The 17,241-nt window shown below is 34.5% G+C and carries 14 protein-coding genes; 6 read left to right on the forward strand and 8 right to left on the reverse strand.

Features of this window, described 5'->3' with window-relative positions; all coding sequences use genetic code 11:
* Window positions 1-178 precede the first annotated feature (178 nt).
* Together INR75_RS15265 and INR75_RS15270 are read left to right on the forward strand one after the other, a co-directional pair.
* A complete protein-coding gene (locus INR75_RS15265) occupies window positions 179-445 on the forward strand; it encodes a transposase (RefSeq protein WP_092545057.1) in 267 nt (88 codons plus the stop codon).
* A 59-nt stretch (window positions 446-504) separates the two neighbouring features.
* Window positions 505-1,317: an IS3 family transposase gene (locus INR75_RS15270; protein WP_255584709.1), complete on the forward strand. Its 813-nt coding sequence runs from the start codon at window positions 505-507 to the stop codon at window positions 1,315-1,317.
* Between the two features lie 262 nt (window positions 1,318-1,579).
* On the opposite strand, the gene lepB is transcribed toward INR75_RS15270, so the two are convergent.
* The 3 genes from lepB to INR75_RS15285 all read right to left on the reverse strand — a co-directional run bounded on the left by lepB (window position 1,580) and on the right by INR75_RS15285 (window position 4,162).
* Window positions 1,580-2,242, reverse strand: coding sequence for a signal peptidase I (gene lepB / locus INR75_RS15275; RefSeq protein WP_223089455.1), 663 nt, complete (start codon window positions 2,240-2,242; stop codon window positions 1,580-1,582).
* A 403-nt stretch (window positions 2,243-2,645) separates the two neighbouring features.
* Window positions 2,646-3,347, reverse strand: coding sequence for a LytTR family DNA-binding domain-containing protein (locus INR75_RS15280; RefSeq protein ID WP_223089456.1), 702 nt, complete (start codon window positions 3,345-3,347; stop codon window positions 2,646-2,648).
* Window positions 3,344-4,162 carry a sensor histidine kinase gene (locus tag INR75_RS15285; protein ID WP_223089457.1) on the reverse strand — a complete coding sequence of 273 codons (819 nt, stop codon included), beginning with the start codon at window positions 4,160-4,162 and terminating at the stop codon, window positions 3,344-3,346. Before INR75_RS15285 ends, INR75_RS15280 begins: the two co-directional genes overlap by 4 nt.
* 215 nt (window positions 4,163-4,377) lie before the next feature.
* On the opposite strand from INR75_RS15285, the gene INR75_RS15290 reads away from it, so the two are divergent.
* Together INR75_RS15290 and INR75_RS15295 are read left to right on the forward strand one after the other, a co-directional pair.
* Window positions 4,378-5,550, forward strand: coding sequence for a metallophosphoesterase (locus INR75_RS15290; RefSeq protein ID WP_223089458.1), 1,173 nt, complete (start codon window positions 4,378-4,380; stop codon window positions 5,548-5,550).
* Window positions 5,551-5,790: 240 nt separating this feature from the next.
* A complete protein-coding gene (locus INR75_RS15295; RefSeq protein WP_223089459.1) occupies window positions 5,791-7,827 on the forward strand; it encodes a PAS domain S-box protein in 2,037 nt (678 codons plus the stop codon).
* Window positions 7,828-7,915: 88 nt separating this feature from the next.
* On the opposite strand, the gene INR75_RS15300 is transcribed toward INR75_RS15295, so the two are convergent.
* From INR75_RS15300 to INR75_RS15310, 3 genes are all read right to left on the reverse strand, one after another.
* Window positions 7,916-12,406 (reverse strand): ATP-binding cassette domain-containing protein, encoded by a 4,491-nt coding sequence (locus INR75_RS15300; RefSeq protein ID WP_223089460.1) that lies wholly within the window; start codon window positions 12,404-12,406, stop codon window positions 7,916-7,918.
* A 162-nt stretch (window positions 12,407-12,568) separates the two neighbouring features.
* Entirely contained in the window at window positions 12,569-13,162 is a 594-nt protein-coding gene (locus INR75_RS15305; RefSeq protein ID WP_223089461.1) for a hypothetical protein, read from the reverse strand.
* On the reverse strand, window positions 13,152-13,631 hold the full coding sequence (locus INR75_RS15310) for an RNA polymerase sigma factor (RefSeq protein ID WP_223089462.1): 480 nt from the start codon (window positions 13,629-13,631) through the stop codon (window positions 13,152-13,154). The genes INR75_RS15305 and INR75_RS15310 overlap by 11 nt, the downstream gene beginning before the upstream one ends.
* Before the next feature lie 465 nt (window positions 13,632-14,096).
* Here INR75_RS15310 and INR75_RS15315 point away from each other — a divergent pair, with 465 nt between their 5' ends.
* Window positions 14,097-14,399, forward strand: a complete 303-nt coding sequence (locus INR75_RS15315) for a hypothetical protein (RefSeq protein WP_223089463.1) — start codon at window positions 14,097-14,099, stop codon at window positions 14,397-14,399.
* Between the two features lies 1 nt (window position 14,400).
* Window positions 14,401-15,948: a PepSY domain-containing protein gene (locus tag INR75_RS15320; RefSeq protein WP_223089464.1), complete on the forward strand. Its 1,548-nt coding sequence runs from the start codon at window positions 14,401-14,403 to the stop codon at window positions 15,946-15,948.
* Here the strand turns inward: INR75_RS15320 and INR75_RS15325 are convergent.
* Together INR75_RS15325 and INR75_RS15330 are read right to left on the reverse strand one after the other, a co-directional pair.
* A complete protein-coding gene (locus INR75_RS15325; RefSeq protein ID WP_223089465.1) occupies window positions 15,945-16,514 on the reverse strand; it encodes a hypothetical protein in 570 nt (189 codons plus the stop codon). The genes INR75_RS15320 and INR75_RS15325 overlap by 4 nt on opposite strands.
* A gap of 29 nt (window positions 16,515-16,543) precedes the next feature.
* Window positions 16,544-16,990 (reverse strand): BRCT domain-containing protein, encoded by a 447-nt coding sequence (locus INR75_RS15330; RefSeq protein WP_223089466.1) that lies wholly within the window; start codon window positions 16,988-16,990, stop codon window positions 16,544-16,546.
* Window positions 16,991-17,241 lie beyond the last annotated feature (251 nt).

Here is a 17,241-nt window from a genome sequence, read left to right on the forward strand (position 1 = left end):
CCATAAAAAGAGTCATTCTTCTTATATTCATAGTTTTAAATAATTTTAATTTATTATATTCGAAGAGAATAGACGCATAAAATTTATTGCTATTTAGGCTCTTTTGTATTTGATGAATGATTCGGTGTGAAGGCTTACCTGTTTTTCATACAGTTTAAAAATCAACTATTTTTAAGTTATGAAGAAAAGCAGATTTACAGAAGCACAAATAATTGCAATACTTCAACAGTACGAATCGGGAATGAAGGTTACCGACATTTGCCGAGACAAAGGAATTACCACGGCGGCCTTTTATAGCTGGAAGCGTAAGTATGGAGGTATGGATGCTCAACAACTCAAAGAGCTTAAATCGCTCCAGGAAGAGAATCAGCGTCTAAAGCAGATGTATGCTGATTTGAGCCTTGACCATCGTATCCTTAAAGATATTATTGAAAAAAAGCTTTAAAGCCTTGTGAACGTAAGGAATTGGCCGAGCAAGTAGTTAAGCAGGAGAAGTTGAGTATTGTGAGAGCTTGCGAGTTGGTTTGCTTAAGTCGCTCTATGTGGTATTATAAGACCAAGAGGGATGATTCTGAAGTAATAGACAAACTTACAGAAATGAGTGAGATCAAACCTAATCGGGGATTTGATTACTATTTCTACAGGATCCGATCACAAGGCTTTAAATGGAACCGGAAACGAGTCCTTCGGGTATACAGGCTTTTAGGTCTGCAATTGAGAAGGAAGAGTAAAAAGCGTCTTCCAGCTCGTGTTAAAACTCCCCTGGATCAACCTCAGGCACCAAGACAGGTATGGAGTGCAGATTTTATGAGTGATGGCCTAATGACAGGAAGAAAGTTTAGAGTATTTAACCTTATTGATGATTATAACAGGGAAGCGCTATGTACCACTCCAGCACTATCAATGCCTGCCCTACGTGTTGTGGAATATCTAAGGCAGGCCATAGAGGTTTATGGCAAACCTTTACAAATACGAGTGGATAACGGGCCAGAATTTATTTCAAAAATATTTATGTCCTACTGCGAAACTGAAGGAATCGAGATCAATTATATCCAACCAGGAAAACCATCGCAAAATGGTTACATTGAAAGGTTCAATAAAACATTTAGAGAAGACGTTTTGGACGCTTACATCTTCAGGAATTTAGAAGAAGTACAACAGATAGCTGAGGGCTTTAGGGAAGATTATAACAAATATCACCCACATAAATCAATGGGCAGAAAAAGCCCTAATCAGATCTATAAAGAATTTTCATTGGGTCTAGACCCAATGAAAAAAGAAAAATTGTGTAATTTAGAGCTGTCCGAAAACGGGTAAGTCTTCAGGTGAATGCTTGCTGAAATTCGACGATAAAGTGGCGTAAATTCTACCAAAAATTTTGGTTTAGATTTCCTACCACCCCCGACTTTTTAAACTACCAAATTTTGGTTAATTAACGGTAATTATATGGTTTTTATGTAGTTACCCTTTTTTACATTAAATTCTATCAAAGTTCACCAACTATAATGTGAGTAATTACTTTATTAATGAAAAGGAATGTTTTTTCGAAGAGATAAATAAAGTTCTGATTAAGGCAATATCATATTTTAAAAAGTACTACCCCAATTATATCCTCATTCTTGGCAAGGCCTAATATTCTAGAATCTACAGCATTTACTCTATTATCCCCTATTAAAAAAAAATTACTTTCACGTATTACTATAGGTCCGAACTGATCAAAATTCCAATCCTTCTCAAAGGTCTTACTTATTAAATTGTCTTTAAAGCTATCTGAATTAATTCTTTTAGACAATCCTTCATAAGAACTAGCCACAAAATCACTTGTCAATATCAAAAGGCTATCCCCATAAATGAAAGTACTCAAAATAGCTGATTCATCCAAATTTCTAAGATTTTTTAATTCATTTTTATTTCCGGTATAGAATCGTGATAATTTTAAGTTTTTATCCATATTTTTTGAATTTCTATAAAAAACACCATCTTTAATCTGAATTGTGTCTCCATGCGCGCCCAATAATCTAGAAATTCGATATCCATTAGTATCTTTAAAGACTATCATGTCATTAATTTCGGGTTCAATTATATTTGAATAAACCACATAATCATCCTTTGAAAGGCTTGGGTAATTATTATTGTTTAAAACCTTTCTAAAAGACAGGATACCAGTAAAATATAAAATGAAACATATTATAAAGCCTAAAAAAATAAAAAATTTTATAATAATATTATTAGGTTTTTTCATTATTAATAATGCTTATGTTTATATTTTATGTGGAATTTCCTTTCTATATATAGCAAGGTAACATTTTTTCAAACGCTCGAGCTATTCTTAAATCTAAATCAGATAATCCTTTAGAACTGATCTCCCATGTGTTTGAAACGGGAGAAGCTATACTACCTTCAATTTTATTTCTATGCGAAACTAATTCATCGTTTCACCGGATCTTGGAAAGTTTAAATATCCTCTATCAAGCAGCAACGGTTCTTTAGCATTATTATCAAAATCACCTCCAGTATAATCCCGCTAGGATCTAATAGGTCAGTGTATATTTCAGGATTTGATCGTGAATTCAATAAAGATAAACATACTTCAAAAAAATCACCTAATTTTCCATTTTTTGAGTGAGAACGAGTTTTGAGTTAAATTATTCTTTCAAAAGTTTATTAACCTGAGCTTTATAAAAATTACCGATAGGAAGATAGTTTTCAAGCACTTTGATCCTGTTTCCTTCAATGATCTTGATATGCTTTTTGGAGACGATAAAGGATTTATGAATGCGCATAAAATCAGCTTGAGGTACTTTTTCCATTAAGTCGGAAAGTTTTGATCTCACTAATAGATGATCGTTTTCAAAGATGATTTTAGCATAATTTCCAGCGGCTTTGATGTAAATGATTTCATCGAGTGTTACCTGAATATGTTTCTTATCAGCATACACAAAAATGGTTTCTTTTTGCGGCTTGTTTTCAGTAATACGATTTGATAAACGCTGTGCGTCTACCTCCAACGCTTTATTGACCGCTTTCAGAAAGCGTTCAAAACTGAAAGGTTTTAAAAGATAGTCAGAAATCTCCAGTTCGTATCCTTCCAATGCATATTCTTGATAAGCCGTGGTCACGATGATCCTGGGCTTTTTAGATAAACTCCTTAAGAAATCAAAGCCTTTAAGTTTCGGCATGTTTAAATCCAAGAATATGAGATCAACTTGATTTGTTCTTAGATATTCTAAGGCTTCCAGCGCATCGTAGCAGTGCTTTGAAAGCTTCAAATCAGGAATGAGATCACAATACTCTTTTATGATTTCGTGAGCCATTTGCTCATCGTCAATGATTAAATAGTTGGTCATTGCTTTAATTGAAGTTTGGCTTTAAAAATAGCGTCTTCTTTAGAGATACTGAATTTATGCCTTTGCGGATAGGCTAATTCTAATCTACGTTTTAAATTCTTAAGACCAATTCCTTGGTTTTCTTCAAGCTCAGTTGCGTCAAAATTGTTGCTAATTTCAAAATCGATAATGCTGTCTGAAGCTTTCAGATTAATATGCACAAAAGCATCTTCTCGCAATTTTTCCACGCCGTGTTTAAACGCATTTTCAACAAGAATGATAAACAGCAACGGCATTATTTTCAAATTTTCATTCTCAACCTCAACATCAAATTCGATATTTACTTTTTTATGATAACGCATTTGGTTAAGTGCTATAAAATTTTCTAAGTAGGTTAGTTCTTCAGTCAATTTTACCCGATGCTTTTCACCTTCACAAATGCTATAGCGCATCAATTCTGATAATTTCAGAATAAGTCCTTTCGCCTTATCTGTATCCTTACCAACCATTCCGTAGAGGTTATTCAGCATATTGAAAAAGAAGTGCGGATTCACCTGATTTTGTAAATGCAAAAGCTCATTGACTTTCTTTTCGTTTTTAAGAATTATGAGTTCTTTCAACTGAATAACAAGCCAAATTACAGCCCACAAAAGGATAAGGCCATAATAGCACAAAACGCCAATACTGAATGCTGTAGGATAGCCTTCAAGAAAAACTACCGAGTTTTTCCCGAGAAATAGAATTTGGTAAGTGACGATACTCAGGGGTATCAGGATCGATAACCCGATCAGGAATTTAAGAATCCCCCATCGATTGTATGAAAACGTAGAAATCATACCGCAAAATACTCAGATTTTATCAAGCCTTGGCAAACTTGTGATGAATAGGCTTTATAGAATTATAAAATCGGTTTTGAACGGGGTAAACTCAATTTGGATAACGCAATCAATTATTCAAACTGAAAATGAGCGTGCTGAGCACAAATTTTTCAACAAAAAGAACCGGGAGAACACATTTGCGGTAAGCTTATGTTCAACGAATTAAAAACACAATGAAAACAAAAATTTTACGCTACTTTAAGCATTTAGGCCTTACCATTTTAGTGCTACTCTTAATTTTAATACCAGTCGGGATTTCTGAAGGCGCTCAGGTAAGTTACGGTCACGATTCCACAAGTCTCAATTTTGATGGTGAAGGTCCGTATGCATTTTATAAGAATGATAGTTTGGTTACGGTAAAGTACATTAGAGGAAACAAAGACGATGGTTTTGCGATAGATGAAAAGGACTTTTCTGTAAACCAACCTATTCCTGCGGAAGTTTATTTTCCTCTAGATCAAATGAAATTCAATTTTACCATCCCAACAGCCTTTGAGACTCCGCGAAGTATTTATTGGGACAACAAGAATATTTTAGCGATTTCTGATATTGAAAGCGGATTTAAAACTTTTCGAGATTTTCTCATCAAGAATAAAGTGATCGATAAAAACCTGAATTGGACTTTCGGTAAAAATCATCTTGTCCTCTTGGGAGATTTTGTAGATCGCGGATTTTCAACAACGCAAGTGCTCTGGTTGATTTTCAAAGTAGAACAGGAAGCCAAAAAGCAAGGCGGAACCGTACACTTTATATTGGGCAACCACGAATTGAAAAATATGTACGGTGACCATCAGGCGGCTTCTTTAAAATATACGTTTGTTGCCTCAATGCTTGGTAAAACACAGTCTGAGCTTTACAGTAAAAATGCAATCTTAGGGAGATGGTTATCCAGTAAAAATGTAATTGAATCCATCAACGGAACGCTTTTCGTACACGGTGGTCTACATCCTGAAATCACCGATTTGAATATGAGCATTCCGCAGATTAATGCTTTTATGCGGAAAACCTATTATGAAGCGCCTTATCCAAAAATTACTAAGGATAAAAAAGAGCTTTTAATTTCATCCAAAACCGGTATTTGCTGGTATCGTGGTTATTTTAAAGAAGATCTAAGTCAGGAAGAAGTTGAAAAACCTTTGAAGAAATTCAAGGCAAATGCTATAGTTGTGGGACACACATTACATTTTAGCGTCAAGAAGTTTTTCAAAGGTAAAGTGTATGGGATCGATGTACAGCATTCTAGCGATTATCACAAAAACTGGCCAGATTATGATTCTGAAGCTTTGCTTATCACAAACGGGAACTATTACAGAGCCATGGCTGACGGAACGCTGGAAAAATTATAATTATTCCAAATTCAATTCAGAATAAAAAATAATACGAGATGTAAAATTTAAGATCAAATTATCTAATTTCATAACTAGTCAAAATTAGATTACGAACTGTAAGCATATCAAATATTTAATTAAGTACGCCTAATATGAATGATTGCACGGTTTGAAAGCAATATACTTAGGTTTTCCGTAAAAATCATCGATTAAAGTTTTATCTTTACCGTCCTAAGTAAGATTACAAGAAAGTTTATCATGGTAAATCCGCCTATTCCCTACAACGATTCAGAGCGATCTGAAGAGGCAATAAAGTACAGTAGCTATTCTATCGAAAACGAAGATCTCAACTTCTTAAGTTCAATGGCTGCAGAAATTTGTAATACCGATAGTGCGTTAATAACACTTATTGGTCGAGAAAAGCAATATATACAATCATCATTTGGGATCGAACTAGAGGTAAGAGAATTCCCCAGAGAATTTGCTTTTTGCTCTCATACGATCAATAATACAAAAAAAGCTACCGTTGTTCCCGATGCCAGAAAAGATGAGCGTTTTCATGATAATCCATTCGTAACCGGTGAAAATCCTGTGATTTTTTATTCAGGATATCCATTAATAAATAAAGAAGGACTAGCACTGGGCACCATTTGCGCAATAGATGGTGAACCGAAAGAATTAAGTGAGGAACAGGAGAAGAAATTGGCTTTATTAGCAAAGCAGATAATGAATCTACTGGAGTTAAAAAAACAGTCTGAAATTCTTACCAAAACAAATAAAGAGCTTTCAATATTAAACAAAAGATTTCAGTACATTACAAATAGTACCAACATTGGTACATTTGAATTTGATATTAACGATCGTTCTATCGTTTTTAATGATGCCTGGTGGAAAATCACCGGATATTCAAATGAGGCAGGTATAAGCCTAGAAGATTGGCAAAAACTTATTCATCCACAAGATTTTTTAGAACTTAAGGAGAAATTCAGCAAAAATTATAATTCTAAAGATCAGTTTAGTCATCAATACAGAATTCAGCATAAAAATGGAAAATACATCTGGTTAAACTTAAAAGCGCAATTTAATTTTAATAGTGAAAGTGATGATCCAACTCATATCTACGGAATATTCTTAGATATTACAGAGCAGAAGAACAAAGAATCTGAGATTCTTTATCGTCAAAAGCTTTTGCAATTATTGTATGAGCTTTCTCCTATTGGAATTTCCTTAAATGATTTCGCAACAGGTGGATTTTTAGAGGTTAATGAGAAACTAATAGAACCTACCGGCTATACCAGAGAAGAATTTTTAAAACTGAATTACTGGGACGTTACGCCAAAAGAATATGAACCTCAGGAAGCGCAACAAATAGAATCGATGAATTCTACTGGTGCATATGGTCCTTACGAAAAAGAGTACATTAAAAAGAACGGCGAAAGATATCCAGTTTTATTGCGAGGTATCTTGGTTGAAGACACCGATGGCAATAAGAAAATCTGGAGTTTTATAGAAGATATTTCTGAACGTAAAAAAGATGAAGCTGTAAAAGCTGAACGCCTTGAAAGAATTCAAAGTTTATTGCACATTAAAAACGACCAAAATGAGCGATTAAAGAATTTTGCTCATATCGTTTCTCATAATCTAAGATCGCATTCTGGAGCTATTGGTATGCTAATTCAATTAATTCAGGAGGAAAATAAAGTTTTAAATGAACAAGAGGCTTTTAAACATTTAATTCAATCTTCATCCAATCTCGAGACCACTATTCAGGATCTAAATGAGATCGTTGAAGTGAATTTATCTGATGCTAAAGATTTTCAAAGAATCGATATTTTTCCTTTGATCAAAAAAAATGTAGAAAGTGTTTTCCCTTTAGCGAAAGAGAATAAAGTTGAAATATTAATAGACGTTGCACCAGAAACCTACATGTTAGGTGTACGTTCTTATCTGGAGAGTATTTTCCTTAATTTTATCACTAACGGAATAAAATACAGTTCCCCAGACAGAGAAAGCTTTATTAAAATTACTGCTGAAATTGAAGAAAATTACACCTGTGTTACTTTTGAAGATAATGGGTTAGGAATCGATATGCAGACTTACGGTGATAAGTTATTTAAAATGTATAAAACCTTTCATAAACATAAAGATGCACGCGGAATTGGTCTTTTTATCACCAAAAATCAGATCGAAACCATGAATGGAACGATAGAGGTTAGTAGCGAAGTGAACAAAGGAACGATCTTTAAAATTAAAATCCCTAATAAAGAACTAAAGGCACCTGCTTTGGTTTCGTAAAAACAACAGCTGAAAATCAACAATCTGAAGGTTTATTTTATATAAATTAAGCCTTCAGATTGTCCAAATTGGATAAAATAATGTTGAATTATTTCAACTCCATTCCTACTCCTATTTTAGCCAGCAGATACGGATTGTGATCGATCACTATAAGATCATTGTCTGCGCTTAGTTGTTGTAAAACTTCAAACAATAAATCAATATCGGCATAATGCAAACCAATACTAGGTTCATCTAAGATCAATAGTTGGTTTTTAGTCTTTGCCTGCAACCAATTGTTTAGTAATAATCGTTGTTTTTCTCCGGAAGAAAGTGATTTCACATATTGATCTATTCGCAAGTGCGATAAACCAATCTTCATAAGATCTTCTAATTGCTGAACGGCTTTTGTTGTTCCTGAAAAATTACTTAACCATTCCTGCAATTCTGAAATATTCATCGCTAAAATATCAGCGATATTTTTATCATTTATAGTTTCTGCCAGAATTTGATCTCGGTAACGCTTTCCATTACAAACATCACAAGTTTCTATATGTTTTGCAGCTATATCTAAACTTGTAGAAACAGTACCTGTTCCCTGACAGTTTGGACACTGACTCGCTTTGGTTTTATAGGAGAAGTCTTTGGCTTTACCACCAGTTTCCTTGGCAAACACTTTGGTAATCACATTCAAAACATTTAAGTAATCGACCAGCAAAGTACTGTTGTAGGCTCTTAATTGTTTTGGTTCAAAATAATGCACGCCTTCATATTGCTTCGGAAAATCAATACTTTCACAATTTATTGGTTGTTGCTGTTCTAAACTCGGCATCAGCACATCTTTCACCAACGTAGTTTTTCCTATTCCCGATTTACCGGTGATTGCGGTAATTCCGCCTACCGGAATTTCAAGTTGTTCTTTTTGTAAACTATGTTTCGAAATTCCTTTAATATGAATTGTTTCCTTTGCTTGTTGAAATTCGATGTTTTTAGATGCTGTCTTTACAAATGGATGACATGCTGCTGAATTCAAATAGGTTTCTGGTTTTCCTTCAAACATAACTTCGCCACCTAAACTTCCTGCTTTCGGCCCAATTTGCACCAAATGATTTGCAGCCAACATAATATCTTTATGATGCTCTATCACAATCACCGTATTTCCTTTGGTAACCAAGGCTTTTAGTAAGGCAATCACATCGGCAATGTTGTTTTGCGACAATCCCGCCGATGGTTCATCTAACAAATAGGTAACGCCTTGCAACGGACTGTTTAATTGTTTGATGAGCGACACCCGTTGCTGCTCGCCTCCGCTCAAGGTTTTCGATTTTCGATTCAAATGCAAATGGTCAATATGCAATTGTTTGGAGCGTTGCAAAGTCGCTTGTAAATGTTCATTCATTTTTGAAATCAATTCCGCGTCTATAGTTTCTTTCGGTTCTGAATTGAGCAACCAATCTTCAAAAGCTCCTAAACTTTTTGCTTTTACATTATGCATCGACAAGCCGTCTAAAGTGACGCTTAGTCGTTCGGGTTGTAAACCACTTCCCTGGCAATGACTACAGGTTTCCGGACTCAACAAAGCAAGCATATGATCTTTGTGTTTGTTTTTGCGAATCATGAAATACTCATCCATCAAATACGTGAACAAACCTTTCCAAACCATCTTCACCTGCTGCGTTCCTTCTCTCGATTTGGTTTTAAACGTCCAAGTGGCTTCCCAGCTCTTTTCTGGTATTCCGTGAAATAAAATATCCTTTTGCTGCTGCGTAAACTCTTTAAAAGGCGTCTGCAACGTAAATCCGTATTCCTTACCAATTTCGCTTAAGATTGCCATGTATTGTCCGCCAGCCTGACCGTAATAATACAAAGCTTTGTTATGTTCTAAAAGTCCGTTTGAAATGCTCAGATTAGGATCTAAAATGATTTTAGAAACATCCGGAAGCAATGCTTCTCCAATCCCATCACAAACACCACATTTTCCCAATTCATGTGCATTTGAGAAATGACTAGCCGACCATTCTTTGCCTTCGAACTGCGCTTTTCGTGAAAAGGCAAAACGCAAACTTTTATCAATATCGGTTTGTTTGGCTACATCAGAACGCTGCGAAAATTGATGATCTTTCCGCGTGATGCAAATACTAGGCGTTAATCCTGAAATATGATCAACTTCAAACTGATAATCAACACCTACTCTATTTTGCTGATAACTGGAAAATTGTTTGCTCATTTCCTGCAAACCATAGCCATGAAGCGTATCGATGACCAATGAAGATTTTCCGGATCCTGAAATTCCCGTTACCACCGATAATTGTTGCTTCGTAAAGCTGATATTCAAATCTTTCAACGCATGTGTTCGTGCGCCTTTAATTTGAATCTCATCTGTAAAAACCGACTCAGGGATCGATTCGTTTTCAGTATTAATTACTTCAGAATTATCTACAAATACATCACAATTTGCTTGAAACAAGGCATGATTTTCAAAACATACAATTCCAGATGTGGCTGTTTTTAATTGCTGCAAAGCGTTTACCAGTTGCGTCACATTTTGTTGATGCAATCCAATGCTTGGTTCCTCTAACAAAAGAATGGTTTGCTTCGTTGGTTTTGAGAAATGCTTGGTCAGTTTAATTCGTTGTGCTTCGCCTCCACTTAACGTATTCGAAGGTTGTCCCAACTTTAAATAACCAACGCCTAAACGCTGCAACAAAGCTAAAACTTCTGCTAATTTCTTTTCAGTTTGAAAGAACTCAAATGCTTCATCAATACTCAGATTATAGATATCTGAAATATTCTTGTTGTTCCAATGAACCTGTAAAACTTCCGGCTTAAAACGCTTGCCGTTACATTCAGGACAGGTTTGATTAATAGTGCCCATCACACTCATGGAAAGTGTAATAACGCCCGCACCTTCGCAACGCGGACAACGCCCCGCTTTGCTATTGAACGAAAAAGCACTTTTCTTTAAATCCGATGCTTTAGCTTCTTCGGTTTTGGCTAATAAATCCCTGATTTTATCTGCAATTCCGGTATAAGTGGCAGGATTGCTTCGTGGTGTTTTTCCTATTGGTTGATCGGTCACTGTAAGCAATTGCAAGCCTTTGGCTTCACTATATTTTTGAATTGAAGTTAAAACAGCAGCCGTTTTTCTACTCACCACCGCTAACTGCTTTTCGAGCGGTTGAAATTCAGTTTCTGAAACTTCTTTTCTCTTAGGATTGATTTTAGTTTCGGGAGTATGTAAAGCCTCTAAAGTTGGACTTTCAATACCTTTCGCCTGAAGAAAATCTGTTCGTTTTCCGTTGAAAATAATCTCTCCACCTTCAACACCAGCTTTAGGTCCTAATTCAACAATCCAATCTGCTTTTTTGATTAGATTCAGATCATGTTCTACCACTAAAACGGTATTTCCACGACTGATCAATCGTCTTAAAATATGATACAAATGCTGCTGATAGGCAGGCGACAAACCAATAGAAGGTTCATCAAAAACGTATAAAATGCCCTGCAAACTGCTGTTCACCGGTTTGATGAGTTTGATACGCTGTCCGTCACCACTTGAAATTTCCATACTCGGCGTACTCAATCGGTAATGATCCATGCCCAAGCGAATCAAATCTTGCAATTGCGTACAAAGCTTGTTTACCAACACCTGCTCACCTGCTTCATAAGTTTCCGATTGTAATTTTTCATACAATTCGTTCAAAGGCAATTCCATCCATTCCTGAAAATTCAGTCCTTTCCAACGATACTTTAAATGAGCTGCCTTGATTCGTGCACCATGACAACTAGGACAGGTTTTGGCACTGGTAAAACGCAAAATACTCGGATTTCTATCTAAGCGAAGAATATCGCTCATAATAGGCAAAATTCCTTTGTAATAGCCTATTTCACGAGGTTTTGCTTTGAAACCTTCCCAACGCAAACGCGATTCCAAACTATGTTTTCCGTAGTATACTTGTATGCGATCGCTCCCGTTCCAAATTACATTTTGCTGTTCTTCAGATAAATCTTTCCACGGAATATCTACATTGAATCCGTGCGCCTCACAAACCTTATTCAACTCCTCTACCGTTACCTGTGAATACACGATGTAACCGTTAGGCAAAGTAGTAACAATAGCTCCCTCACGCAAGGTCTTATTCTCATTTCCTACTAATTTTTCAATATCAATATACTCAGCTTCACCAATTCCGCGGCAGGTTTCGCAAGCACCTTTTGGATGATTGAACGAAAAAAGCGATTTGCTCATGCTTTCTTCCGCAGCATAACGCGCAAACAGAATTCGAAAAATAGGCGTCAACTCCGATAAGGTACCAAACGTAGCGTTTATGGACTGAAAGCGTTTGGATTGTTCTACTTTGATGACCGGAGGTAATTCGGTAATATCATCAACCAAAGCCGTTGGAATTGCTGCGGCATTTTGCTGATTGTACGCCGGTAAACTTTCTAAAAAATACCGATAGCCTTCGTTACCAATAACTCCCATAGCCAAGGACGATTTCCCGGAACCCGAGAGTCCTGTTACCACAATTAATTGGTTTTTAGGTAAGTTTAAGGATACATTTTTAAGGTTGTTTTGGTAAGCATTTTGAATGCGCATGTAGAACTGGCTTTTGCGTTTGAAAAGCAAAGGTAGGAGAATATGAACGGGCACACAATGTTATAAGAAGATAGCCTTTGAACATTAAAATTTGAGCAAAATTAAAAAATCGAAATTGGATAAAATAGGCCTTATTTTTATCCAATTTCAATTCCGATAATTCTATTTATTTTCGGTTTCAAAATCGCTTACAATTTCATCTAATTTCTTCAAAAGTTTGCCATATATGGCTTCAGTAGAAACTAAATATGAAACTAAACTTATTCCGCCAATCGCCAAATACATAAATACGGCAAAAATTATCTTTTTAATGAAAGAAATACTGGCAATCGTATTCAAATACACTTCAGAATCGTTAAAAACAAGCCATAATTCAACAAGCATAAACAAAGGGATAATCGAGCCCGTAAGAATGATATAATTTCTTTTCTGATTTTTGATGAAAACCTGGTTCGTTTTCACGTAATGCTGAACATCGTCTGAAGGTTTAATATTCTTTAATTTCGCAATAGTATTTTTATTCAGCAAAAAAAGAAAAAATAGAAAGCCAAAAGCCAAACCAGCTGCCAAAAATTCTTGATAAAGGAGCAACACTCCTAGGATTAATAAGCCTACAGGAATTAGACTCATATTATCCTTCTTTAAATATTTTAATATTTGCTGAAACCAAAGTTTAGATTCTCTATTATAAAATTCGATATTCTTAACATTTCCGTGATTTCCGTTTTTCCAGATGTTTTCGATACTATTTTCCATAAATAATTGTTTTTAATTTTGTTTTTATTCTATTAATTCTTGCGCCAACAGCACTTACTTTCATTCCGCTTACATCAGCTATTTCTTTATACGATTTATCTTCCAGGTAAAGAACGATAATAGCTTTATCTACTTCGGGCAATTGTCGAATCGCTTTGTAAAGCAGTTGTAATTCTTCATTATTAAAAGCCTCACTTTCTGTACTTAGATCATTTTTTACAATCTCGTTAGTTGCCGTATGCTTCTTTTGTTTTTTCAGCATGGTCATGCAAACATTAAGTGTTATTCTGTACACCCAGGTAGACCATTTAGATTGCTCTTTAAAATTATCTTTGCTTTTCCAAATTTGTAAACATACTTCCTGAAAGTAATCTTCAAAATCGAATTCGGTATCAGTATAAGCCCTGCAGAGTTTTATTATAATCCCTTTATGTGGAACGATATACTTTATGTAAAAATCTTCACTCAAAATTGTTGTTTATTAAATAGGTAATCATAAAACCAATTTTATTACGAATAAACTTTATTTTAATTAAATCTAAATAATTTTTGATAGCTGCATTCAACATTATATATTTGCCTACATAGAATTAATCTAAATAAAGATGATAAGCTTTGCGCTTCTTTTTTGCCTTTTAGGTTGTTGGTGTCATTACGCAAAATCGCAAAAAATAAAAATAGAAAAGATGTTTTTAGAAAATTGGATTGGCGAACATCATTTACCAGCAAAACTGGCTACATTTATTTTTTTACTCCTATCATATTCTCTTTTTTATGCTGAATATGGTTTAGTTAGCGGCCTATTTGTTTTTATCACCGTTTTAAGCCTAATATTGAGTTTATTGATTTTGGGACGCCCTCTTAATACACCAAAATTAAGTGTCCTCATCTTTATTTTTTTAGTGAGTTTATTTTCTGAAATTTTTATTTGATTATGCCGGCCAATAAAAAATACCTATCAAACTCGTTTCATCAAAAATTTGCGAAACTAAGTGCAGGAATTCTGGGTGGCTATATAATTTCAGCATTACTGCATATGGCGTTGGCGTTTTGGCTACCAAATCATAAGATCATTTTTATCACTTCTGTATTTAGTCTTTTTCTGGTGTGGATGCTATTAATCATCATTCCGTATTTATACAAAAATGCCTGGAAAGTCTGGGGTATTTACCTGGCCATAATCGCTTTGCTTTATGGCGCTGTTTATTTTGGAAAATTATATCATCCAATCGTCTAATATGAGCAAAAGAAATTACAACGTATTTTTTCACGTTCATACCATAAGTGGTATTATTATAAGCGCAGCATTGTTTATTATTTTTTTCTGCGGAGCTTTTGCCCTTATAAAGGATGAAATTACTGCCTGGGAAAAAGGCGAAAATGTTAATATGGAAATAGCATCAGACGTGGATTATGATCGTGCTATGCAAAGCCTGAAGGATGAAGGCTTAAATTTAACAGGAAGAGATATCAGGATGATTCCGCCAGATGTTAAACAGAAAATGTTCGTAGGAGTTTCAGCTTCAAAATCAGCAAATGCTAGTGAAGAAGATAAATTAAGCACTTATTATAACCTTCACACTCGAACGTATGAATTATCTACTTACTATGCTTTTTACAGTATTGGTGAGTTGATCTATAGACTTCATTTCTTTCATCAAATTCCAACCTACGGAATCTTAACAGCGGGTTTCGTTGCTTTTTTCTTTTTACTGGCAATCGTAAGCGGACTAATAGTTCATTGGAAAAAAATAGTTTCAAATTTCTACATTTTCAGGCCAAAAACGAAACTTAAAACTATTTGGACAGATGCACATACAGCTTTAGGAGTTATAGGATTACCATTCCAATTTATGTTTGCGCTAACCAGTAGCTTTTTATGCCTTTCAAGTCTTATTTTACTTCCTATAAATTTTGCTTACGATGGAAATCAGCAACAAGCTTTGGAAGATCTTCGGCCAATGCAAAAAACCTATGAGTGGGAAGAACAGGCAACAGGTGAAATTCCGAGTTTAAATGCTTTATATGAAAAAACTCAGGAAAAATGGCCAGAATTTGAAGCCGCTCAGGTTTATGTAAAAAATTATGGTGGAACCAACATGAAATTTCAGATTGATGGATTACTAAAACCAGATGAGGCATTTCTAGGTCACGGTAGAATCGTATATGATGTCATGTCGAATACGATTACTGAAGAAAAAAATCCTGAAGATTCAGGCTATGCTGAAACTGTAGAATTAGCCATAAGAAGACTTCATTTTGGAGATTTTGGCGGCTTATCTTTAAAAGTCATTTATTTTGCTTTAGCGATTATTACCTGTTTTGTTATTCTTAGTGGTGTTTTGATTTGGTTAGAAGCCAGAGATAAAAAACATATCCCAGAAAAGAAACGTAAGTTTAATAGAGCCCTTGGTTACTTTTATGTAGCAATATGCATGTCACTTTATCCTATAACTGCAATTAGCATGCTTGTAGCTAAATATATTCCCAGAACCATGGATGCCGATAGACAATCTATACTTTATGCGGTTTTCTTTATAGGCTGGTTAGTATTTACACTGTTCTTCAGTTTTAGAAAAAACAACTATGTTACTACCAAGTACTCATTAATTCTAGGAAGTTGCTTCGGAATTTTAGTTCCAATAATTAACGGAATGGTTTCAGGAAACTGGATGTGGGTAATGTATCAACAAGATCAAACAGCTATTTTGTTTGTAGATATTTTCTGGATCTGTATATCGCTTATAAGCTTCGGAATTTTAGTGAGAATGAAGAAGCCGGTTTAAAAGGTATAGTATAGTGAGATATAAGAACTAGCTACGTAATAGTTCCGGTTTTCTATATCTGGAGCAATATCATCTCTCCTCTCAAAATTAAACTGTAATCCTGCTCTAAAGTTCCTTAAAAAAAGATATCGTACTTCCAGATTCATTGCGAGATTAATAAATTGATCTGATTCTGTATTAGTATTTAAATAATCTCGACTTACCATTCCTATATCGCCACCAGCAAGTGCCTGTATTTTATCATTTAGAAAAACAGTGTATATATTTCCTCCTATTCCAAATTGTTGGTAACCTACATCATTAAAATTCTCATAGTAAGCATACAACTCTATCGGGATAAACAACTTATTGGTACCATAACCTGCTTTAAAAAGTAGATCTAAACTATCAGTGGTAAAGTTTGGATCCGAAAGATTTATCCATTTTTCTGTTGGAACAGGATCTGCCCCTGCAGAAACAAAAAAATAAGAATCATTTTTATTTTTTCTTTTCGGCCCCAGATCATAACATTGAGAAAAACTTTGGAAACTAATAAAGAGAGCTATAAGTAAAAACTTAATTTTCAAAATCGGGATATTTAAATTCAAAAATAAAATTAAATAATTTCGGCGGAGTTAACTTTTCTTCCATCAATATTATCTTGAAGGTTATTTTTAGAAGAGAATTTGATTTTATTAAGCCTTATTGCCCCTTGCCAATCCATTTCGTTAACAATAGTAATTCCATATTCCTTAGCTTCTTCCACTACGAGCCAATCAGGATTTTTCCCTGTGATTAGAAAATTAGTATCCTTTGCCATTTTTTCTTCAACTATCGCATGCTTAATTAAAAGATCGTATTTGATGGATTCTTCTCTTAATTCATCTAATTTATCATCGAAAACTACTTTTTTTCCCTCAAAGCTATCTGTAGATTTTTCTTCAACCTCTATATTTTGATTAATATCATCTTCTTTCGATGAAACAAAGTAATAACTCCAGGTAAGATAAATAATCCCAAGAAAAAGCAGGATATAGGCGGTTATAATTATCTGCAAAGTCATAGTTAGTGTGTGGTTAGTAACAATCAATAATAAATCTATTATTCAACTGAATTTATGACAAACTTACGTTATTTTTATTCACTATTCTTCATGTTTTTTAGGTTTTAACGATATTAATACATTTTTATGCTTCTTAAATACAGCTCATTTTATTGGCAATATCAAAGCGTTAATCAATGCTTAAAACGCTTATAAACTTTTATCCATTCGTATAATCTTACTATTTTCAAAGAAAAAATTATGGAATTAAA

Source organism: Zunongwangia sp. SCSIO 43204, assembly GCF_019904275.1.
Taxonomy (GTDB): Bacteria; Bacteroidota; Bacteroidia; order Flavobacteriales; family Flavobacteriaceae; genus Zunongwangia; species Zunongwangia mangrovi.